General features: G+C 60.7%; 17 protein-coding genes and 1 pseudogene. 9 read left to right on the top strand and 9 right to left on the bottom strand.

The genetic code is table 11. The annotated features are described in order from the left end of the window. Positions 1-52: 52 nt before the first annotated feature. Complete coding sequence (locus PPGU16_RS26605) at positions 53-1,717, bottom strand: alkaline phosphatase family protein (protein WP_180723368.1); 1,665 nt, start codon at positions 1,715-1,717, stop codon at positions 53-55. Between the two features lie 354 nt (positions 1,718-2,071). Here PPGU16_RS26605 and PPGU16_RS26600 point away from each other — a divergent pair, with 354 nt between their 5' ends. Continuing rightward, entirely contained in the window at positions 2,072-2,356 is a 285-nt protein-coding gene (locus PPGU16_RS26600; protein ID WP_180723367.1) for a DUF4148 domain-containing protein, read from the top strand. Positions 2,357-2,437: 81 nt separating this feature from the next. Here the strand turns inward: PPGU16_RS26600 and PPGU16_RS26595 are convergent, their stop codons facing one another. Both PPGU16_RS26595 and PPGU16_RS26590 read right to left on the bottom strand, forming a co-directional pair. Continuing rightward, complete coding sequence (locus tag PPGU16_RS26595; protein WP_180723366.1) at positions 2,438-3,583, bottom strand: porin; 1,146 nt, start codon at positions 3,581-3,583, stop codon at positions 2,438-2,440. Positions 3,584-3,799: 216 nt separating this feature from the next. Then, complete coding sequence (locus tag PPGU16_RS26590) at positions 3,800-4,777, bottom strand: LysR family transcriptional regulator (protein ID WP_180723365.1); 978 nt, start codon at positions 4,775-4,777, stop codon at positions 3,800-3,802. A 267-nt stretch (positions 4,778-5,044) separates the two neighbouring features. Here PPGU16_RS26590 and PPGU16_RS26585 point away from each other — a divergent pair. Both PPGU16_RS26585 and PPGU16_RS26580 read left to right on the top strand, forming a co-directional pair. Continuing rightward, positions 5,045-5,146, top strand: a pseudogene (locus PPGU16_RS26585) (winged helix-turn-helix domain-containing protein); the annotation flags it as partial. After that, positions 5,143-6,498, top strand: a complete 1,356-nt coding sequence (locus PPGU16_RS26580; RefSeq protein WP_180723364.1) for a sensor histidine kinase — start codon at positions 5,143-5,145, stop codon at positions 6,496-6,498. The pseudogene PPGU16_RS26585 and the gene PPGU16_RS26580, both read left to right, overlap by 4 nt. A gap of 75 nt (positions 6,499-6,573) precedes the next feature. On the opposite strand, the gene PPGU16_RS26575 is transcribed toward PPGU16_RS26580, so the two are convergent. From PPGU16_RS26575 to PPGU16_RS26565, 3 genes are all read right to left on the bottom strand, one after another. Beyond that, positions 6,574-8,013: an MFS transporter gene (locus PPGU16_RS26575; protein WP_180723363.1), complete on the bottom strand. Its 1,440-nt coding sequence runs from the start codon at positions 8,011-8,013 to the stop codon at positions 6,574-6,576. A 120-nt stretch (positions 8,014-8,133) separates the two neighbouring features. Next, on the bottom strand, positions 8,134-9,126 hold the full coding sequence (locus PPGU16_RS26570; protein ID WP_180723362.1) for a PDR/VanB family oxidoreductase: 993 nt from the start codon (positions 9,124-9,126) through the stop codon (positions 8,134-8,136). 36 nt (positions 9,127-9,162) lie between these two features. After that, positions 9,163-10,506 carry an aromatic ring-hydroxylating oxygenase subunit alpha gene (locus tag PPGU16_RS26565; RefSeq protein WP_180723361.1) on the bottom strand — a complete coding sequence of 448 codons (1,344 nt, stop codon included), beginning with the start codon at positions 10,504-10,506 and terminating at the stop codon, positions 9,163-9,165. A gap of 285 nt (positions 10,507-10,791) precedes the next feature. Here PPGU16_RS26565 and PPGU16_RS26560 point away from each other — a divergent pair, with 285 nt between their 5' ends. The 5 genes from PPGU16_RS26560 to gnd all read left to right on the top strand — a co-directional run bounded on the left by PPGU16_RS26560 (position 10,792) and on the right by gnd (position 16,606). Then, positions 10,792-11,910, top strand: a complete 1,119-nt coding sequence (locus tag PPGU16_RS26560; protein WP_180723360.1) for an FAD-dependent monooxygenase — start codon at positions 10,792-10,794, stop codon at positions 11,908-11,910. 39 nt (positions 11,911-11,949) lie between these two features. After that, positions 11,950-12,729, top strand: coding sequence for an IclR family transcriptional regulator (locus PPGU16_RS26555; RefSeq protein WP_180723359.1), 780 nt, complete (start codon positions 11,950-11,952; stop codon positions 12,727-12,729). Between the two features lie 335 nt (positions 12,730-13,064). Further along, positions 13,065-14,174: a porin gene (locus PPGU16_RS26550; RefSeq protein ID WP_180723358.1), complete on the top strand. Its 1,110-nt coding sequence runs from the start codon at positions 13,065-13,067 to the stop codon at positions 14,172-14,174. An 83-nt stretch (positions 14,175-14,257) separates the two neighbouring features. Beyond that, the gene (locus tag PPGU16_RS26545) at positions 14,258-15,244 is read left to right on the top strand and encodes an AraC family transcriptional regulator (protein ID WP_180723357.1); all 987 of its coding nucleotides are present in this window, start codon (positions 14,258-14,260) and stop codon (positions 15,242-15,244) included. A 336-nt stretch (positions 15,245-15,580) separates the two neighbouring features. Next, positions 15,581-16,606, top strand: a complete 1,026-nt coding sequence (gene gnd / locus PPGU16_RS26540; RefSeq protein ID WP_180723356.1) for a phosphogluconate dehydrogenase (NAD(+)-dependent, decarboxylating) — start codon at positions 15,581-15,583, stop codon at positions 16,604-16,606. Between the two features lie 141 nt (positions 16,607-16,747). Here gnd and betA read toward each other — a convergent pair whose 3' ends face one another. The 3 genes from betA to PPGU16_RS26525 form a co-directional block, all read right to left on the bottom strand. Beyond that, positions 16,748-18,439, bottom strand: coding sequence for a choline dehydrogenase (gene betA / locus PPGU16_RS26535; RefSeq protein WP_180723355.1), 1,692 nt, complete (start codon positions 18,437-18,439; stop codon positions 16,748-16,750). A gap of 43 nt (positions 18,440-18,482) precedes the next feature. Further along, the gene (locus PPGU16_RS26530) at positions 18,483-20,009 is read right to left on the bottom strand and encodes a purine-cytosine permease family protein (protein WP_180723354.1); all 1,527 of its coding nucleotides are present in this window, start codon (positions 20,007-20,009) and stop codon (positions 18,483-18,485) included. Between the two features lie 117 nt (positions 20,010-20,126). Beyond that, entirely contained in the window at positions 20,127-21,635 is a 1,509-nt protein-coding gene (locus PPGU16_RS26525) for an aldehyde dehydrogenase family protein (protein ID WP_180723353.1), read from the bottom strand. A gap of 193 nt (positions 21,636-21,828) precedes the next feature. Here PPGU16_RS26525 and PPGU16_RS26520 point away from each other — a divergent pair, with 193 nt between their 5' ends. Then, the gene (locus tag PPGU16_RS26520) at positions 21,829-22,755 is read left to right on the top strand and encodes a LysR family transcriptional regulator (protein WP_180723352.1); all 927 of its coding nucleotides are present in this window, start codon (positions 21,829-21,831) and stop codon (positions 22,753-22,755) included. The last annotated feature ends 11 nt before the right edge of the window (positions 22,756-22,766 follow it).

Raw genomic sequence — 22,766 nt, 5'->3', positions numbered from 1 at the left:
TGTGGCCTTCAATTGCGTGCAATGAACCGCCGAAATACAGCAGCCATCCGCATCAGTCGTCCTCGCCCAACCCCGGCAACGCCCGCGTACCTTCTGCACGAACGGAGAGCAGCGAATCCGGGTCCAGGCCGAGTGCCCGCAAGATAGTGGGCGCAACCTGCGTGGTGCTTACGCGGCGATCGACATGCCTCTCACGATGATGTCCATCGGGATACGAGACGATCAGACCCAGATGGCTGTCGTCCGGCGCATTTCCGCCATGCTCCTCGTCTTTTGTTTTGCTCGATGTGTAGATAACACCAGGATTGGGTTGCACGATGATATCGGGCGTGCGTCCGCCTGCCGGGTCACCGAATAGCGCCGCGAGCCGGGGGCCCGAAAGAATGTACGCCTGCGGCCCGTCTGCGCAGATTCCTGGCGCGTTGCAACCGAGATTGGCTTTCAGCGTCGCCACAACGTCCTTAACCTGGCTCTGATCCCGCAGCCAGATGAGACCGACATCGTCGGTTTGCGCAAAGCCGGTGCCAGCCAGACCCGTACCATCATTCAGGCTGCCCGTCGTCGTGCTATTTTGCCCAAAGTGGCCGTTCGGATCGAGGTAGCTATGCGCCTCGAGCAGGTTCACCAGCGTGTCACCATTCTTGACCAGTTTGTTGTGGTCGCTTGGGGACTGGCCGTGCTTGGCCGTTACGACCACCATTGTCGACTTCGCGAGATCTTTCGACTTCAGTTCGGCAACCATCTTTCCGAGTGCATCGTCAACATAGCTGATCGCGTCCGCGACCTGCTTGCCCGGCGTAAAGCTCGCGTCGAGATAGCCGCCGCCAGACGCGACGGGCGCTTTCTGCGCCACACTCAATGTCTGAAAGTTCGTGCCGAACAAAGTCGGCACAGCGGCGCTTTGCTTGCCCGTCGAGTCCTTGCCGTCGATCTCATTGATGATGGTCTGAACGTGCAGGTTATCGAACTGCTCAGTATGCGTGTAGACGTCGGTGTAGTCCTTGCCCGTCGCCGGATCGATCGAGTTGATCTCGGTACGCGACAGATCATCGACGCCCTTGCCTGACGGACCATTTAGCCAGTCATAGCCCCACGCATGCTTGTCGGCCCATGCCGTACGGGCACCATGGAATTGCTGCTTGACGGCCTCGAAGATCGTGTTGGTCTTCACATAGTTGTGCGGATAGACAGGCACGCACACACCGTTTGTCTTTGCGTGTGGAATCGCTTGCGGATTGAAATCGCCGCCTCCATTGAGGTGCGTCAGCGCCCCGCCGTTCTCTGCGTCTATTCCCGTCGTTTCGTCGAATACGACATTCCAACCCTGCTTGCCCTGGCAAGTCGGGTCTGATGGTGCATAAAGCGTGCGATCGTACGAAACGTCATAGAACAGCCCCGCCGATTTCGGCGAGCCGCCCGTCACCAGTGCCGCCAGACCGGGAAACGAATCAGAGAGACCGGGGGTATAAGCGTTGGAATACGTTACGCCGGATTTCGCCAGCAAAGCCATATTCGGACAGGTGTTAGCGGCGATGCAGCGCGCCACGTCCTGCTCATGAAGACCGTCCACACTGATCAGCAAAACACGTCGCACCTCGGTGTCGCGTCGCTCGTGATCGTGACCATGGTCCTTGTCATCGCCGGCATGGACGGCCATCGGAACCGCAATTGCTCCCGCCAGGATACCTGCGCCCACCTGCCTAATAAGACGACTCATCTCCACCTCGCTAAATGGTTTGATTACGAGTTATTTCAGCGAGGTAATGTGCTCGTTTAATACGTCGTCGAGATGACTTTTCGCTTTCGTTTTGCCGAACTTATGAGAATGAAAATCACGATCCACATCGAAGCAACGTGTATCGGCAATAGACCATTGCTGATCGGATTTCAGGTTTTTCCGGTTCCTTATTTTCAACACCTGGCTTGACCAACGCTGTACTTCTTTTCTCCCCCAACCCGTCAATATAATGATGACGAATTCGTAATTGAATAGTCAGTACTGCGATAACTCGGCTCACTAGAATGATCTTCGTGGAAACAACCACTTTCCTCAATTACCAGGAGGGTCATCATGAAGCTGCCAACCTTGTTCGCGGTCACCGTACTCGGTCTTGCATTCGGTGCAAATGCCTTTGCACAAACACCGTCGCATAGCGTCACACGCGCAGAAGTGCATGCACAACTTGTCGAAGCGCAAGCCGATGGGTTACTGCCTGTTCCGAAAAACGACTATCCGCCTTCCGCCGATACCATCGCACGAAACAAGGAACTGTACGCAATTCAGCATCATCATTCCGCTAGCGACACCGCATCCTCAACCGGAAACGTGACAGCCCGGAGCGCTGCCTCTGACTGACCACGTGTGAGCGAAGAGATCGTCCTTACCGCGACGGGAATTACGCCCGTCGCGCTTCGCACAATAAAGAAAGCGGAATACTCAGAACAGGTGCCGAATACCTACTCGCGCGGCAAACTGGTTGGCCGTCGAAGACGGAGCATCCGTACCCGTGATGAATGCCGTATTGAGAGGTGCTGCTGCACCGGTTCCACCGCTCGCGTGTTGATACATCCCTTGAACATACACATCTGTGCGCGGTGACAGGTTGTAGTCTGCCATCAAGCCGACCTGGTGCCATTTGGGTTTCGAATTGCCGGCCGTACTGTCGAAATGACCCAGCGTGTAGCTGTACATAGCGCCCACAAAGGCATTCTTCACGAGTTGATACTTCGCGTTGACCTCGAAGTTATCGAACTTCAGACTGGTCGCCGTGTTCGCGAAATTCCCTGTGTAGACCGATCCCGTCGCATCGTTCAGGCTCGTATGGCTGTAAACGAAGCCCAGTATCGCGGATCCAAGCGTGTAGTTGATGCCAGCGCCCCACACCTGTTGCCGACCGGCGAAGAAGTCCGTATCGTCCGTCGCAAGCGAGCCGCCGGCGTTTCCGCCCGGGTTGTTTATTTGCATATAGGCCGCGGCGATTGCCACCGGGCCTCCCACGTACTGCGCACCGAGGCTATAGGATCGATTGTTCGCAAAGCCGCCCGGCTGGTTGCTGAACCCGTAAAGACCGCCGAATGTAAAGCCGCCGAGAACAGGACTCGTGTACTTCACAGTGTTGTTCAGCCGGAATGAGTTATCGGTGTTGTCGTTGTCATACGGGTGCGAAAGCAGATAGCCAGCCCAGTTACCGTTCGCAGTCAATGGCGCAAGGTAGTCAACGACGGAGTCGTACTGACGCCCCAGAGTGACCGCCCCAAACCGCTCTGAATTCACACCCACGTATGCCTGGCGGCCGAACATGCGCCCCGACTGCCCGAGTTTGCCGGAGTTCACGTCAAAGCCGTTTTCCAGCGCGAAAACCGCCTTCATTCCGCCGCCAAGATCCTCGGAGCCGCGCAGTCCCCACCGGCTTCCCTGCGCAAAGCCGCTCTGCATCTGAACTGCCGAATGTCCGCCTGTGTTATTCGTATAGTTCAAACCTTCGTCGATCAGGCCATACAACGTTACGCTGGTTTGCGCCATCGCCGCCATTGGGACGGCAACACAGCCGAGCGCCGCACCGGCGATCACGAGTTTCTTCATTTCATCGATTCCTTGAGATGTTGACCAGTCTTCTGCCCTTCGCCGGCGTCTCTCGACGTCCCGCACAGCGAACCCCCGACAGAAGAAGGCCACACTCTAGGATCGTTAAAATACCACTCCCCTAGCAATTCAATATTGCTGAAATTCTGTTGCACCCATTCCACTGTGACGCACGACACCAATTTCAAAGCGAACGTGCGTAATTAACCTGGCTTCCTAAACCCCACTCCACACCAGATCCAATCCACCGGAAGGATGCATCTGCATAGGGTTGCCCGTCGGCCTTTGATCGGTACCGACGGATTTCTTCTCGTAGAACTCCGCTACAAAGTCGATAAAGGCACGGAGGACGATTGGCATGTGCCGATGGCTGGAATATAGAAGCCAAACCGTCCATTGACTCTCGCAAAGCTCGGCATCGTTAAGGACCATCCGCAATCTTCCGTCCGACAACTCGTCCATCACGACAGACCTCGGAAGCCGCGCGATACCAAGTCCGGCACACGCGGCATTCTTTACCATCAGTGGACTCTGCAAATTCATGATTGGCCGGACGACGACCCGCTGTGTTCCATTTCGATCGCGAAACTCCCAGTATCGGCTCGGCGCATCGGACGCAAGCAGCACGTCGTGCGACGCCAGATCGGCAAGCGTTCGCGGCGCGGCATTCCGTTCGAGATACGTTGGACTCGCGACAATCACGTCACGCGTTTGCGCGATTGGCTTGCATATGAGCGAGGAGTCCTTGAGTCGCCGTGCCGCGTTGAAGCAGATGTCGAAGCCGGTTGGATCGATATCCGACATGGTCTCGAAAACGGATAGTTCGAAATTCATTCTCGGCTGAAGGCTTCTGTAGCCGGTGAGCAGATGCGGGAGATCGGTCGAAGCAAACGATGCCGATGCAGAAATGCGCAGACAGCCGGCCGGTTGCTGCGTCGCATCCGCAACGCACTCGTCCATCGATTCAAGAAGCTTCATCAGATCGATGGCGTATTCCAGATATTGCTTTCCCACCGGTGTCAGCGAAACGTGTCTCGTCGTCCGATTCACGAGACGAACGTCCAGATCCTTCTCAAGCATCGCGACTCCGCGCGTAACGACTGAACTTGACACCCTTAACTGCTTTGCGGCATCAGCAAAACTCAGACATTGGGCAACCGTCACAAATATACGGATGGAAGCGAGCTTGTTCATGGGAATGAGTGGAAATCAAAGGATCTGATGGCGTCTCACCCTTTGTCACGAGACGCCTGGACGCGCGGCAAGTTGCAACAGGTTTCGACCGGTAGGTATCGAAAGGGTACAGAGCCACGCTTGCGCATCTCCGTCGATACGATTACGAACCTGTTATCTTTTTTCCGCTTTCCACGTTCCTCTTCTTAAGCCTCTGATAAGCAATAGGCCGCGACAATCCAGTCATTCGGGAGAAATCGCATCATGCGCCTGTTGCTGGTAGAAGTTGACACGATCGAAGTGCATGTCCATGGTTTGCGGCACAAAATCGGCGCTGACCCGATCGTGATGGTGCGTGGCGTCGGTTACCGACTCAAGCGATGCGAATGACGTCGATCCGGCGTTGGCTGCTGGGATGGCTGATTGCAGGCCTCGCAGTCTCCGCGTTGACAGCCGGCTATGGCATCTTCCACACCGCGCGCGAAGAAGCCAGCGAGCTATTTGATTTCGAGCTCCGCACGGTCGCCGAATCGCTTCCCGCGAACATCAGCACCACCGAAACAGTCCTGCAAAACAAGCCTGATTTTGAAGGCTTGTCGGAAGATCGTCTTTTCATCGAGGTCTGGGATCAGGCGGGCGGAAGCGTCTACAGATCGCTGGGTGGAATCGATCTTGCACGCTTCCCGGCCGGCCTGCGCACAATCGAACGTGACGAATACCACTGGCGGGTATATGGCGTTCAACAGGGCTCTCGCTTCGTACAGATCGCGCAACCCATTTCCGTGCGCGAGGATCTCGCACTTCGCCTCGCCTTACGCATACTGGCGCCGCTTGCACTGTTCTTTCCGGTCATCATCGCGATCGTTCTTTTCGTCGTCGGGCGTGGACTTGCGCCGCTAGCGGAAATCTCCCACGCGTTGACTACGCGTTCTTTCGATTCGCTTGAACCGCTGCACCTCGGCGCAGGTACGCCCGTCGAAATCAAACCGCTCGTCAATGCATTGAACGATCTGCTGCATCGACTGGACGTAGCGTCGCAAACGCAACGGACGTTTGTCGCGGACGCCGCGCATGAATTGCGATCGCCTCTGGCCGCACTCAAGCTTCAATTGCAGTCCGCCGAACGCGACGGGTCGCTGATTGGAAACAAGCAGACTTTTGAGCGCATCGAAGGTCGCCTCAACCGGCTCATCCATCTTGTTCAACAGTTGCTCACGCTCGCCCGCGAAGAAGCGCAGATAGGCGCACGTTTTCAGTCGGTGAGCCTGCGCCGGATGTGCGAGCGTGTCGTCGCCGATTTCTCGCTGCTCGCGGAGGAAAAGCAGATTGATCTCGGCCTCGAATGCGCTTCAGGCGGGCAGGCGGATGAAACCTACAAGGCCAGTGTGGAGCCCGCTGGAATCGAAGTGTTGCTGAGCAACCTGATCGACAATGCGATCCGCTATACGCCGCACGGGGGTAAGGTCGATGTCATTCTCGCGCGCGAAGCCGGGACGATCAGCCTTTGCGTATCGGACAGCGGCCCGGGCATACCGGACGGGGAACGGGAACGCGTATTCGATCGTTTTTATCGCAGTGCAGGGACCAAGGAGCAAGGCAGCGGTCTCGGGCTGGCGATCGCGCAAAAAATCGCGCAGCGCCATCACGCCACGCTTCAGATGCAAAACAATCCCGAACACCATGGTCTGCGGGTCACGTTATCTGGACTGCGCCTGGAGACGCCATCGTTACCGCATGCCTAGCCATTCTGCCGTCGAGGTTCACATGGAATCAGGAATGCGCGGCGAGCGTTGGACCCGCTCACCACGCGCAAGGCTTCATTGCCGATGCGAACGCACCGTCGTCTCGCCCGCGATTTCATCGAGCGTTCTGCCGCGCGTTTCCATGGCGAACGCGCCGATCACAATCGCGCCGGCCAGCGACACAAAAGCGAAATAGCCAAACACCGCTTCGACATTCAGATAAGTCAACAACGCGCCGATGATCATCGGCCCGATCACCGACGACACACGCGTCACGGCTGACGCCGCACCCGCGCCTCGCGCGCGAATCCGCGTCGGATACACCTCCGGTGCGTAGACATAGATCCCGCACTGGACGATCGCGATCAGCGCGACACTGAGCGACGCCAGCATCGAAACCTGCGCAGCGGGCACATGCGTACCACTGAACGCGAGATAGAGCATCGGCAGCGCCGCTCCGAGAAACGCCAGCGCGAAGGTCTTCTTGCGGCCGAGCCAGTCGATCACGAAGACGCCCACCAGTGTGCCGATCAGCGTCGCGATCATGCTCACCATGCCGTAACGCAGCGCGACGTTCAACGGCAGATGATAGACAGTGCGGTAAAGCGAAGGCAACCACACGAGAATGCCATACGTTGTCAGGCTGCCGCAGCAGGCCATCAACCACACTACCAGCGTGCGCGTGACATAGCCTGGCTGGAACAGCGAGCGAAACGGCGCCTTCCTTTGATCGACCGGCGTGCCGACGACCTGCGCTGCGGGCAGCGATGCGTACTGCTCGCGCGGCACGGACTGCTCGATCGTTGCGACGATGCGCTCCGCTTCGTCAGCGCGGCCGTTGATCGCCAGCCAGCGCGGCGACTCGGGCGCCATACGCGGCAGGATTGCAGCGAGCACGATGGGCAGCGCGCCGACGAGGAACATCACCTGCCAGCCATACGCAGGAATCAGCCACAGTGCGGCGATAGCGGCAATCAGATTGCCCGCCGCGAAGGTGGATTGAAGAACGAAGATGACGCGCCCGCGAGTTTTGGCCGGGCACAGTTCGTTCATGTAGGTAGCCGACACGGGCGACTCGCCACCCAGCCCAATGCCCTGAAAGAGCCGCAACGCGATGAACACGGCATAGCCCGGCGCATACGCGGATGCGAGACTGCCGAGCGCCAGGATCACGAGTAGCCAGCGCAGCACGCGCAGTCTGCCGAATCGCTCGGCGGCGGCGCTGAACAGTAGCGCACCCACTGTCTGTCCGACATAGCCGCCTGCCACCAGCAACGCGGCATCGCCTGGCGACAGATGCCACAAGCCGATCAGCACGGGCAGCACGTACGCGATCGTCAGCGCATCGAACGCATCGGTCATATGAACGAAACCGACCACGCCCAGCACGCGCGCATGCCAGCGCGTGAACGGCAGCCGTTCGATGCGCGCCGAAATCAGCGCGGCGTCATGCAGATCGCCAGTGCGCGAAACGGCATTCGCATCGACCTGTTTCACAGTGCTCGAGAGATCCATCGTGTCCTCAAAAGGAAATTGCGGGGTCCATCAGGAAATGAACCGCTTCGATGACGAGCGGCTTCTGTTTTCAAGTCCACCATTCGCGCTTCTGCAACGCGCAGAAGCCGCACGGTCGGGTCACGCGAGATCGAGCACAAGCGTCGAGCTTTTCGCGCCGGACACACAGACCATCATCACGGTGTTCGCGTCCCTGTCGGACTGTGTGAGCACGGAATCGCGATGCGCCGGACAGCCCCCCAGCACGCGCGTTTCACACGCGCCGCACAGACCCTCGCGACAGCTGTGGTCGACATCGACGCCCGCTTCGAGCAGCACGTCGAGCAATGCCGCGCCGGCTGGCACGACCAGACGCCGGCCGCTTTTCGCGAGTTCGACGGTGTAATCGCCTTGCCGTGTGTCGACGACGGGAGCCGTCGCGGCGAAGCGCTCGATGTGCACATTGACGAGGCCCGCATCGGCACACTCGGATTCAAACGCGTTCAACATCGCGTTCGGTCCGCAGCAGTAGGCGTGAACATCGGCAGGCTGCTGCGCGAGAAAGGCGGCGAGATCGAACGGGCGGCCAGCGTGTTCGGCGTCGAAGTGCAGATGTACGCTGCCGTCGGACGTATCGAGTTCACTCAGATAGGCGGCCTGCGACCGCTCGCGCGCGCAGTACACGAGACGCACCGTGCGACCGGCTTCACGCAGGCGCCGGTACATGCACAGCATCGGCGTGATGCCGATGCCGCCCGCGATCAGCACGGTCGACGCGGCGTTTTCGTTCAGCGCGAAGTTGTTGCGCGGCGCGCCGATCGTAATGACCGCGCCGCAGCGCAGCTGCTCGTGCACGTACCGCGAGCCGCCGCGGCTATTCGCGTCCGCGAGCACGCCGATCACGTATCGGTCCACGTCGTCCGGCGAATTCACGAGCGAGTAGCTGCGCGTGATGCCATCCGGAAGATGCAGATCGATATGTGCGCCTGGCGTGAAGCGCGGAAAGCTTCCATTACCCGCCGGCACGAGTTCGATGCCCAGCACACGCTCCGCTTCGTGGCGCAGCGTGCGCACCCGCGCTTCGATACGTGTCTGCGCGCGATTGGCGGCTGCACCGCCTGTTGGCTGTTGCATGGTTGCAGACTCTCGGTGAAATGACGGCACGTGTGGTTACGATGCTTCGTCCACAGGAACGGCGTCGCACGCGCTTTCGGTCGAAGCCTGCCGAGCGCCGTGCACCGAGAAGAACTGCGCGCGATTCACCTTCTGCCCGATAGCCGCTTCGTACGCCTCGCGCACGCTCTCCGGCTGTCCGTACTGACCGATGAAATCGCGCAGATACGCGCCGAGTAACGGATGCGCGGACAGCTCGGCGCGCGTCATGCCGTTGATCATTTCGTCGCGGCATGCCGAGGGCAAAAACACGTTGTGATTGCGCGCGCTGTCGGTGATGAGGCCTTTTGGCGCCGCGCCCGCAGCGACCGCTTCGAGTTCCTCGAAGAATCGCCGGCGCAACATCACGATGCCGCGGTCGCTTGCGCCAAGCGTTTCACGCGTGCGGTCGGTGATCGCGCCCTGGCCGACCCATGCCGCAAAGTCCTGATTTGCGACGTGACTGGTGATCCACTCGCCGTTCTCGTCGCGCAGCGGTCCATACCATGCCGGTATGTGCTGCTGGACGTACGGCTCCTGCTCTTGCGGCACCTTGTTGTAAACCCACAGCACGCTCAGCGTGTTTTCATCGTCGATCGGCACACGCCATTCGAAATGATGTCCGAGATAAAAGGCGTTCGGCCACAGCGTGACGCGCCCCGTGGTCCACATCGGGTTCTGCTCGGTTTCGTGCGCGCGCAACCGCTTGTAGACGAAGCCAAACTCGAACTCTTCGTACTTCGTCTCGAGGTGTGTCGGCACGTGCTCGGAGTGGCTGTTCTGCTGCCGCTCAGTCCAGTTGTTGTGCGTCCACTCGAAATGGATCGGGTCGATCGAATTTTCCTGGCATTGAAACCAGTTGCATGGAATCTCGGCCATCACCACCTGCGCAAAACCGTTCGTGTAGCTGAACGGTTCCCAGTCCGGCAACTCGGGCGCGGGTGACGGTCCCATATACGCCCACACCATGCCCGCCTTTGCGCGCACCTCGTAGGCCGTGACACGGGTCTTCTGACGCAGGCGCGCCTGCGTGTCCACGATCTCTTCGTACGGCTGATGCGTGCATTGGCCTTTCGCATCGAATTCCCAGCCGTGGTAGGCACAGCGCAAACCGCATTGCTCGACAAAGCCAAACGCGAGATCGGCGTTGCGATGTGGACAGCGACGCTGCACCAGACCGAAATTGCCGCTCAGGTCCTTGAACAGCACGAGGTCTTCGCCGAACAGGCGGATCGGACGCACGGACTTGTCGTCGAACTCGGCAACGCCCGCGATGGGATGCCAATACCGGCGCAGGTAGTCGCCCATCGGCGTGCCCGGCCCCACTTCGGTGAGTAGCCTGTTCTTTTCCTGACTCAGCATGTTGTGTGTCCTCGAATGTCGGAAACGCCGCCCGCCCTGTCCGGCGAGGCTCCAGCGATGAGCGAATTCTTGGCGACGCGTGGAAGCCAGACAACCTCTACAAAATCCAAAAAGGTTGCCGTTCGTCCACGCTTCCGGTGCGTTTTTCAGGGACGGATTGCCGGGTTTCGCAGGATGCGTTTTTCCCTTGCGATCAAAAATAAATGACCGCACAATCTCCGTTCAGTTTTGTTCTATATGTTCATAAATGAACAGATCACCAGCACATCTGGTTTGAGGAAAAGCATGAAGATCGGGATCATCGGCGGCGGGATTGGCGGGTTGGCGGCAGCAATAGCACTCCACAAAGCGGGGCATCACGTGAGCGTGTTCGAGCAGGCGGAGCGTTTCGGCCGGGTCGGTGCGGACATCAACCTGACGCCGAACGCGGTGCGGGCGCTCGACGGGCTCGGCGTCGGCGCGCAGTTGCGGGAAACGGCGGCGCGCCCGAATGCGCGAATCAGCCGGATGTGGGATACCGGCGAAGAAACCTCGCGGCTCGCGATGTCGGACGAAGCAGAACGCAAATACGGCGCACCGCAGCTGACGATGCACCGTGCGGACGTCATGGCCGCGCTGGAGCAGGCGCTGGCGCCGGGCCAACTGCAACTGGGCAAACGCAGCGTCGCTTTCGCCGATGCGGACGGCCAGGCCAGCGTGACGTTCTCCGACGGGTCGACGCACGCATTCGACCTGCTGGTCGGCGCTGACGGCATCCACTCCGGCGTTCGCAAGTTCCTCTTCGGCGAGGAACATCCGCAGTTCACGGGCATCGTGTCGTATCGCGCGGTGGTGCCCGCCGAACGCCTGAGCGGCAGCGATCTCGGCGCGTTCGTCAAATGGTGGGGACCGACGGATGATCTGCAGATCGTCACGTTTCCGCTCAATCGCGGCCGGGACGTGTTCATCTTCGCGACCACGTCGCAGGCAGACTGGACACATGAATCATGGACCACGCCCGGCGATGCCGACGCGCTGCGCCGCGCCTACGCGAATTTCCATCCGCAAGCGCGTGCCCTGCTGGATGCCTGCGACACCGTGCTGGCGTCGGCGCTCTATGTCCGCGATCCGTTGCCCTGCTGGACGGGTGCGCGCATGGCGCTGCTCGGCGACGCCTGTCATCCGATGATGCCGTTCATGGCGCAAGGCGCGGGAATGGCGATCGAAGACGCCGTCGTATTGTCGCGCGCGCTGGCGGGCGTCGAGGCCGGCGGGCTCGGTGCCGCGCTCAGGCGCTATGAAAGCGCGCGCCAGGAACGCACCGCCAGGATCCAGATCGGTTCGCGCGGCAATAACTGGCTGAAGGCGGGCGGCAATGCCGACTGGGTTTACGGGTACGATGCCTGGTCCGTGGCGCTGCCATGAGCCTCTGACGTCACTTGAACTGTCCAGACCACCCAGAAGATGACCAAACCATCGGACACAGCCGCCACCGACGCGTCGGCGTCGCCCGTCGAACGTGCGTTCCGCCTGTTGCGCTATATCGCCGACGGCGGCTCGACCGCGAACCTGAGCGACGTCGCGCGCCAGATCAATGTGAATCGCGTCACGGTGATGCGGCTACTCGAATCGTTGAAAGCGGCCGGGTTGATCGAAGCCGTTCCGCCCGGCGGCGCGCACCGGCTCGGCATGCCGTTCCTGACGCTGGCGGCGCGCGCGCTCGGCTCGGCGGATCTGACGTCGCGCGCGCGCCAGGTCTTGCCCGGACTGGTCGCGAAAACCGGCTTGTCGGCCTATCTGGCCGTGCTCGAAGGCACTGAGCTGATCTATCTGCTGTGCGAGACGCCAGACACGCCGCTCGTCAGCCGCATTCGCGTGGGCAGCCGGATTCCGGCCCATCGCGCAACGCCCGGACTCGCGATGCTGGCCGCGCTCGATGCGTCGGCGCTAGCCGAACTGTACGCGCGTCATCCTGCCGCGGACGTCGCCGATCAGCCGGACTGGCAAGCGCTGAACGCTGCGCTCGCCATCGCGCGCGAGACGGGATGCGCGTGGAGCTTTTCGGGGCTCGAAGCGGGCATCGATTCGTGCGCGGCAGCCGTCACGGATGGCCGCAGCAATGTGCTAGCCGCATTGAGCGTGGCCGGCCCGAACACCGCGTTCTCGAACGATGAATCCCTGCGCGCCACCGTCGAAGCGAGCGTCAAGGCAGCCGCCAGCGAACTGTCCCGATCGAGCCTGTAACGGCCCCCTTTACCGGTCGCTTTTCTCCCCCGTTTCGTCCCTGAAACGCCGCGTTTCGCCGGTGGTTGTCATCATTTGACAATGAGACGATCGGCTACTTTTCAGAGAGCCACGGTCCTTGGCGGCGTTTTTTGCGTCACCAAGAATTTCCCCATTCGCCCCACGCATACGACTCGCATGCAGCGCTATTGCGACGGGCGATGCGCAACGTACGCGACGGCACCGGCAACCATACCGGAGCCGTTCGACGCACGCCGCTTTTGGGGAGGCCGTTCGTTGCGACAGTCTCCAAACCCACAACGATAAGCAGAGCTGCAAACAAAGGCTTGGTGAACATGAAAGTCACACGAACGAGAACGACTGTCTCCACCGCACTGCTCGCCATCATCGGCGCGACGGCAGCGCTCGGCGCCGCGAGTGCCCACGCGCAAAGCAGCGTGACGCTATACGGCATCGTCGATACCGGCGTGCAGTACTACAACAATGCTGCGGGCGGCGGCTCGGTGGTCGGCATGCCGACGCTCACGGGCGAGGTGCCGTCGCGGTTCGGCTTGCGCGGCGTCGAAGATCTCGGCGGCGGGTACAAGACGTTCTTCGTTCTCGAGAACGGCTTCGCCGTCAATAGCGGCGCGCTGAATTACGGCGGGCGGCTATTCGGCCGACAGGCGAACGTCGGCGTGAGTTCGCCTTATGGCGCGCTGACGCTCGGACGTCAGATGAACATGTCGATGTATGTGCTGCAGAACGCCGACGTGATCGGCCCGTCGATTCATTCGATGGCGAGTTTCGACAGCTACCTGCCGAATGCCCGCAGCGACAACGCAGCCGGCTATCTCGGCAAGTTCGGCGGCCTCACCGTCGGCGGCACCTACAGCACAGGACGCGACGCAGCGGGGCCCGCCGGACCGTCGGCCACCAATTGCGCGGGCAATGTCGCAGGCGACCCCGTCGCGTGCCGCCAGTACACGATGATGCTTGCATACGACGCCGCGCAATTCGGCGTGGCAGCGTCGTACGACGTGATGCGCGGCGGCACGGGCGCATCGGCGCCGCTGTCGAACCCCGCCTATACCGACACACGCACGATCGTCGACGCGTATGCGAATATCGGCCCGGCGAAGATCGGCGGCGGCTGGATTCGCCGCAATACGTCGGCGGCCGCGCATAGCCAGTCGGACATCTATTTCGTCGGGGCGACGTATCACGCGAGCGCAGCGTTATCATTCGATGCACAGGTGCTGCGCTATCTGTTGCGCGAAACGTCGGACTCGACGCTGTTCGTCGGCCGCGTGAACTACCTGCTGTCGAAACGCACGACGGTGTATACGTCGGTGGGCTACATGGAAAACAGTTCGCGCGGCGCGGCGGCTGTGGCGGCAGGCGGATCGGTCGGCACCGGGCAGAACCAGCTGGGCGTGATGGCGGGCATCCAGCAGCGCTTCTGATGCATCGGCGCGCCCGAACCGGGACGATATGCGCATACGGGTCCACCCCACACAACCCCGGTGCGAACAACGGAGACACACCCATGGCAACCGACCTGCTGAGCGACATCCTCGCCGACTTGCGCGCGGACGCCGTCGTCACTGGCCGTTTCACGTTGAGCGCGCCGTGGGCGATCCGCAAGCCGGCCGTGTCGGGTGCGCCGTTCCGCATGTGCTCGGGCACACCGTTCCATCTGAGCGTTGCCGGCGAGCCGCCCGTCTATGTCCGACCGGGCGACTTCGTGCTGTTGCCTCATGGGCACGAGCACATCATGGCGTCGTCGCTGGAAGAGCAGCCTGTGCCGTTCGATTCGCTGATGGCCGACAAAGGTATCCAGCCGCGTTTCGACACGCCGCTCGAATTCACAGCGGGCGGCGGCGGCGAAACCAGCGATCTCTATACGGGCATCGTCGTGTATCGCGACATCATGCGCAGCCCCCTCTTCTCCGTGTTACCGCCGCTGATTCATGTCCGCGCGAACGATCCCGCCGTCGCGCCGTGGCTCGCGAGCACGCTGCAAACGTTCATTCAGGAATCGATGACCTGTCAGCCCGGCTGGGCGATTGCAGCGGCGCGGCTCGCGGATGTGCTGTTCGTGCAGTTGCTGCGCGCGCACCTGCAATCGACGGCCAATCACACCGGCTGGCTGCGCGGCCTCGCCGATCCGCAGATCGGCCGCGCGATGGCACTGATTCATCGCGATCCGCGCCGCGAATGGAGCGTCGCGAGTCTCGCGACGGCCGCGGGCATGTCGCGTTCGCGCTTCAGCGCGCGTTTCGCCGAGCTGGTGGGCGACACGCCGATCGGTCATCTGACGGCGTATCGCATGTACCTTGCAAGCGGCGAACTGACGAATGGCAAACGCAAGCTGATCGAAATTGCCGAGCGTGTCGGCTATTCGTCGGAGAAGGCTTTTTCCCGCGCGTTTCATCGCTGGTCGGGTATGGCGCCGAGGCGCTATGCGCGCAGTCCGCACGATCTTCACGATCTGTCGAAGTCGACCGTGAATGCGGATTTGTCGAACACGTGAGGACGAGTAGGTTCTACGAGGTGCCTGAGCGACTTCCTACCCGAACCCTGCAGATGTATCCAGAACAGCCATTCGACGCTTGAGGTCCAGGTTTGATCGGATATCCTTGTGTGGTCGACCAGAATGTCTTGTCCGCGGACCAGAGAGGCGGCGCAACGGGATTGCATGCTTTGCGTGCGCCGGCTAAACGCGCTAGCCGGAACTTTTCCCGCTGTCACGCGCTCTCGTAGAAGCACACGCCACGGATCGCGCGCAACGATCGACCGACACGATGCCGCTCATGAAAAGAGGCTGCGCGTGTGAAATCTCGCTCAACACTTATTTTGGGAGCGGCACATGCAACTTGGAATGATTGGACTTGGACGTATGGGCGCCGACATGGTGCGGCGGCTTTCGCAGGGCGGTCAGCGGTGCGTCGTGTTCGACGTCCAGCCGGCAGCGGTGCAGCGCCTCCAGCAGGAGGGGATCGACGGCGCGACGACGCTCGAAGATCTGGTAGCGAGGCTCGAGAAGCCACGCGCCGTGTGGCTCATGGTGCCCGCGGCCGTGGTGGACGCGACGCTCGACAAACTGGTGCCGCTGCTGGAACCGGGCGATATCGTGATCGACGGCGGCAACTCGCACTATCACGACGACATTCGCCGCGGCAACACACTCGCCGGGAAAAAACTGCATTACGTCGATGTCGGCACGAGCGGCGGCGTCGCGGGCCGCGAACGCGGCTATTGCCTGATGATCGGCGGCGAGACGGACATCGTGAAGCATCTCGACCCGGTATTCGCCGCGCTCGCGCCGGGCGTCGCGGCCGCGCCGCGCACCGCGGACCGTCAACAGGACGACAGCACGGCCGAACGGGGTTATCTGCATTGTGGGCCGCAAGGTGCGGGCCACTTCGTCAAGATGGTCCACAACGGGATCGAGTACGGGATGATGGCCGCGTATGCGGAAGGATTGAACATCCTGCGACACGCGAACGCGGGCAAGCAGTCGCGCGAAATCGATGCGGAAACCTCGCCGTTGCGCGACCCGCAGTTCTATCAATACGACCTCAATCTGGGCGATATCACCGAAGTGTGGCGGCGCGGGAGCGTGATCAGCTCGTGGCTGCTCGACCTGATTGCGGGCACGCTGTCGCGCGACGGCGAGTTGACGGACTTTGCGGGTCGTGTATCGGATTCGGGCGAAGGCCGCTGGACGATCGATGCCGCGATCGACGAAGGCGTGCCCGTGCCCGTGCTGAGCGCCGCGCTTTTCGCACGCTTCTCGTCGCGCGGCGAAGCGGACTTCGCGAATCGCGTGCTCTCGGCAATGCGTAGGGACTTCGGCGGTCATGCGGAAAAGCCGGGGTCGGCGAAGACTTGAGGGGAAGGCGGGCGACCGAAGTCCGTATAGCATGCGACGGTCGCCCGCCGCGCCCTCGCTAACGCTCTTCGGTCGCGGACGTTGCATCCTCTCTACCTGGTCGCCGGAAAGCGCCCCCGGTTCTCCGAGCCCGCAACCAACTTACTCGACAAACAGACTTCGCGCCGGCGCATGCGTGCGTTGCCGTGTCTCCCATCCCTCGGCGAGGCCCACGTCTGCATCGGACGGCGGCAACATCGGGACCCCGCGAAGCAGATCGGACGCACGCTCGGCAAGCATGATCGTCGGTGCGTTCAGATTGCCATTGGGCTCGGTCGGGAAGACGGATGAATCGATGACGCGTAAGCCTTCCATGCCACGAACCCGCAGTTCGGAATCGACCACCGCCATGTCATCCTCTCCCATGCGGCACGAACCACACGGATGCATCGTGCTTTCCAGGTTCGCCCTGACAAAGGCGTCGATTTGCTCATCCGTTTGCACGTGCGGGCCGGGAGCGAGTTCGGCATCGCGAAACCGGTCCATCGCCGGCTGTCCGATGATTTCTCTCGTCAACCGGACGCAGCGTCGAAAGCCCTCGCGATCCTCTTCGCGATCCAGATAGTTGAAGCGGATTTGCGGATGCGTATAGGGATCGGCCGACATCGTCCTCACGTAGCCCCGGCTCTTAGGCTTGTTCGGTCCGGTCAATATCATGAACCCGTGTCCCTTGAACGGCTTGTCACCGTCGTAGCGCATCGCGGCGGGCAAGAAATGGAACTGGATGTCAGGCCACCGCAATCCTGCTTCCGAACGGATGAATCCACCCGCCTCGAAATGGTTGCTTGCCCCAAGTCCATCCTTGAACAGGAGCCACCGCAGCCCGATCATGAACTTGCTGAACGGATCCATTTTCGAGTTGAGGGTGACGGGTTCCTTGCAGGCGTACTGAATATAGATTTCCGCGTGATCCTGCAGATTTTCGCCGACGCCGGGCAAGTCATGCTTCACCTGTATCCCAGCCTTGCGCAACACCTCGGCCGGCCCGATTCCTGAGCGTTGCAGCAGATGAGGCGAACCGATCGGACCCGAGGCGATCAATACTTCAGCACGGCATCGCGCGACGTGCGTCTTTCCGCCCTGATCGTACTCGACACCAACCGCGCGCTTGCCTTCGAGAATCACGCGGCGGGTCATCGCATTCGTCACCACTGACAAATTGGGCCGCTTCATTGCCGGACGCAGATAAGCATTGGCAGTCGACCAGCGCACACCGTCCTTGACAGTCATATGCATGGCGCCGAAGCCCTCCTGCATATGACCGTTGCAGTCTTCCGTCTTGATGTATCCCGCCTCTGCGCCTGCCTCGATCCAGGCGCCGTACAGCGGATTCGCCATGTTGTTGCCATTGTTCGTGGACAGGGGTCCGGCCGCGCCCCGGTACTCGTCGCCTCCGAACTTGTAGCTCTCAGCGCGCCTGAAGTACGGCAAACAGTTGCGATAGCCCCAGCCTCGCGCACCCAGTTCCTCCCACTCGTCGAAGTCGTAAGCGTGGCCGCGAATATAGACGAGGCCGTTGATCGACGACGATCCGCCCAGCACCTTGCCGCGCGGACAATGCAACTGGCGGCCATTCAGATGAGTTTCGGGGGCGGTCTGATAGCGCCAGTTGTACTTCGACGTGTTCATCGGCATGGAAAACGCGCTCGGCATCTGAATGATGACGCTGCGATCGCTTCCGCCGAATTCCAGCACCAGAACACGGACGGCCGGGTCCTCGGTGAGCCGGTTGGCCAATACACACCCGGCCGATCCAGCGCCAACAATGATGTAATCGAATTGCTCGGTAGCCATGATATTTGCCTGCTTCCTGAATCTTGATGGGGTCGTCTAGGTTTCAGTAGCGACCTTTGTCGCCGGTGGTGTATTGCGGTGATGTCTTCTCGATGGACGCGATCACCGCCTCTTCGCGCTTCAGATCGAGCGAGCGTGATAGTGCGTAGTACGCGAGCCCGGACACCAGCAGACCGACCAGCCACGCCAGATCGACGCTGCCCATCGCGCGGGCAAGCGGCCCGACATACACCTCGTTAGCGCCGTCGAGCACGCAGAAGAACGGAATCATCGAAGCGAATCCGATTGCGTAAGCAGTCAGACCGCGCGAGCCCCATGTCCCGTACAGGTTGTTATGAGGCAGGAAGAAGTGTGGAATGGCGTAGCGACCCTTGCGGACGAAAAAGTAGTCCGTCAGATTGACAGCCGTCCAGGGCACCAGAAAATACAGCATGACGACCAGGTAGATATTCAGGACGGAAAGACCTTTACCCGACGTATAGATGCTAAGCGCCACACCAAGCTGAAGGATCACCACGAAGATAATCGCGAGAATGCGAATCCTGGGCGTAGGCTGGAGTTTCCGGAATGAATCGACTCCCGTGATGGCGGTCAGTTTTGCGCTATAGATGTTCATCGCGATGACAGGGAAAAATGCCAGGATCGTGACGCCAACCACAACGCTGCCCATCCCCGGCGCGAGGTCGTTACCCACCTGATTCAATGCAACCAGCACGTCGGTTGCATGCAGATGGTCGGCCAGCCAGCCGCCAATCGCGATCATCCACGCACCCGACAGCGAGGCGCCAAGAAACACGGCCGCAATCAGTTTGCCGCTCGGCGTGTTCTTCGGCAGGTAGCGCGAGTAGTCGGATACGTACGGTGCGTAGGCGATGTTGTAACTGGCGGCCGCTGCGAACTGCGCGATGAAAGCGATCCAGCCGAAGCCCAGCGGCGGCGGTGGCGTGGCCCCCGGCGCGACAGCGGGAAGCGGCACGTCATGCACCCAATGCATCAGCACGGCGACCGTGACGAGTCCATAGAGGGGCAGCGACAGATACAACGCCCATTTGAAACTCCGGTGCATCCAGTCGTGACCGAGAATCGCCAGAATCGAAGCCGGCACGGTCACAGCCAGCGCGATCTTGACAGGGTCCCAGTTGAACAGTGCTTTGAGGCCTTGCATCATCAGCACGAGGTTGACGATGTTGAATCCGGCAAACACAAATAACGTAGCCAACAACACGACGATGACCCCGCGATAGCCGAACTGCGCTCTCGACTGAATCATCTGTGGCAAACCAAGGTGCGGACCTTGCGATCCATGAAAAGCCATGAACAAGGTGCCGAACATGATGCCCAGCGTGCCGGCTATGGTGGTCCACAGCGCGCTCAGTCCAATGCTGGGACCTACGAAGCCGATGGTCATGGTAAAGAACGTGAAATTGCCCAGAAACCAGAATGGCCCCTGTCTGGATAGTCTGTCTGTTCGTTCGTTATCCGGAATAAAGTCGATAGAATGGCCTTCAATGGCGCCGTGCTCGACTCCCGCTACGGTGCCTTTCACTGTTTCGTCTGCTGCCTGCATCATGCACCCCTGACTCGAGTGAGAGGTTGATGGAATGAGATAGACCGGTCATCCATGCGACGCCCCAACGCCCGCTTGCTGGGCTATATCCGGTTGGGACGCCGTCAGCGGATTGACGCGTCAGTGCAACGTGATCCAGACCGCCTTGCTCTCCATCAGATGATCGAGTTGTTCGGAGCCGAGGTCTTTGCCAAAGCCGGATTCCTTGAAACCACCGAATGGCATCGACGGGTCGATGGTGCTGTGCGCGTTGACATAGACCGTGCCGGCGCGCAACTCCGGAATCAGCTTATGTACCCGATTCAGGTCGTTGGAATAGATGGCGGCGGCAAGACCGTATGGCGAGTCATTCGCGAGCGTCAACGCGTCGCTGACATCGTCGAAGGGTGCAGTCACCAGCACGGGACCGAAGATTTCCTCGCGGACAATCTTCATGTCATTGCGGCAATGCGCAAAGATCGTCGGTTCGACGAAATAGCCCGGCCGATCCATTGAACGGCCACCGTACGCCACTTCCGCGCCTTCGCGCCGCCCTGCTTCAATATACGACTCGACACGATCCTTCTGGAGCGCGGAAACGAGCGGGCTGATGAAGCAATCCCGATCGAGGCCGGGCGCGATCTTCATCTGACGCGTGCGTTCGATCAACGCATCCATAAACCTGTCGTGAATGCCGCGCTGGATGTACACCCGTGTTCCCGCATCGCACACCTGTCCGGAATTGAAGAAGATGCCGTTTGCGACAGCCTGCGCAGCCGCCTCGATGTCGGCATCCCCCAGCACCAGCACCGGCGATTTGCCGCCCAGTTCGAGCGTGATGCGTTTGATGCCACTCACGGCGGCGTGCCCGACCGTGCGGCCCACTTCGGTCGAACCCGTGAACGTGATCTTGTCGATACCCGGATGGGCGGCCATCGCCGCCCCGATGTCGCGGCCTCGCCCCGTGATGACATTGACGACGCCGTCCGGAATCCCGGCCTCGCGCACTAACTCCGCGAAGCGAAGCGTCGACAGCGACGTCAGCTCGGCTGGTTTGATGACGGTCGTGCAACCTGCGGCGAGCGCGGCCGCTACCTTCCACGCCATCGTTTGCAGCGGGAAGTTCCAGGGGACGATGACGCCGATGACACCAATCGGCTCCTTGCGCGTGTAGGCCACATAATCGCCAGGCAGGGAGGGTTCTACCGTACGGCCATGAAGCTTCGACGCCCAACCTGCAAAATAGCGGAACGTGTCGATCGTGCCCTGCACGTCGACGTCACGCGCATTGGCGACTGACTTGCCGACATCGATCGATTCGATCTCGGCCAGCTCGGTTGCATTCGCTTCGATCAGATCGGCGAGACGATGAAGCATCCGTTCGCGCTCGAGGGGCTTGAGCTTTCGCCACGGTCCCCCGTCGAATTGTTTGCGAGCCGCTTCGACCGCGTGATCCAGATCGGCAGTCGTCGCCAGCGGAATCTGCGTGATCACGCCCCCGGTGGACGGTTCGAGCACCGCGCACGATTCCCGGTCGCCTTGTGAAACCCAGGCGCCGCCAATCAACATCTTCTGCGGCCTGGAGAGAAACCGTTGAGTGGCTTCGCAGATCCCGAACGTCTCCAGATAATTTTGTACGACTTTATCCATCATTGTCTCCTGTGATACGGATTAACTGCTGCACGGCCTCTGGTGGGCCATCGGCAAACATCGATATAAACGTGGCTTGTGGCAGCGCGGCCTTTTGAGAGACTATGAGCGACACGGCCGCGGGAAAAAATCACGTGGATCAGATATTCATATCGGAAATTCCGAAGCAAGCGGGATAAACGGAGCGACGACAGTGATCCAGTTGCAGGACGTGGACCTCAAGCTTTTAAGGGTCTTCATGACGGTGGTGCGATGCGGCGGCTTTTCCGCCGCCCAGGCGACCCTGAACGTCAGCCAGTCGACCATCAGCGAACAGATGACGACGCTCGAAACGCGCCTGGGGCTCAAGCTGTGTGAGAGGGGGCGCAGCGGCTTTCGCCTTACCGAACACGGCCAGGCGACTTACGAGGCCGCGCAGCGGTTGCAACTGGCGGTCGAAAATTTCTGTGTGGACACGGATGCACTGAAGAAGAACGTCTCAGGCAGGCTGTACCTCGGCATCATCGACAACACGGTGACCGACTCGGCTTCACCTCTGCCGCAGGCACTGCAGGCGTTCGTATCGAGGGGGCACGACGTGCATCTGGATGTCTACGTCGGTATGCCTGCCGAACTGGAGGAGCGGGTGCTCGATGGCCGGTTGCACATCGCAGTCGGGCATTTTCCGCTGCACGTACCGGGGCTCACCTACACCGACCTCTATGGCGAACCGGACGGACTGTATTGCGGGAAGCATCATGTGCTCGCTGGCCTTCCGCCCGACGATGCCTCACTCAAACAGGCCATCGCGTCCAGTCGCGTAGTCGCGCGCGGCTATCTGCAGCAGCACGACCTGCGCATGCTCAGCGCCAGTAAAGCCGCCGCGACCGTGGACAACATCGAGGCGCAAGCCATCCTGATTCTATCGGGCGCGTACATCGGCTTTCTGCCGATCCATTACGCTGCCCGCTGGGTCGCGCGCGACGAGATGCATCGCATATGCCCCGACCAGTTCGGCACCCGATGGCCGTTCTGCGCAATCACGAAGCGGGCCGCCGTGCCCCCTACCATCCTGCAGGTATTCATGACGGACTTGATGGAAAGCTACCGTCTGACCCAGCAGCCAGCGAACGTGACGTAGGGATGGCGAAT

It is taken from the genome of Paraburkholderia largidicola (assembly GCF_013426895.1).
Classification (GTDB): Bacteria; Pseudomonadota; Gammaproteobacteria; order Burkholderiales; family Burkholderiaceae; genus Paraburkholderia; species Paraburkholderia largidicola.
Note: the sequence above shows the minus strand (reverse complement) of the source record. Positions and strands in the feature narration are given on the sequence as shown.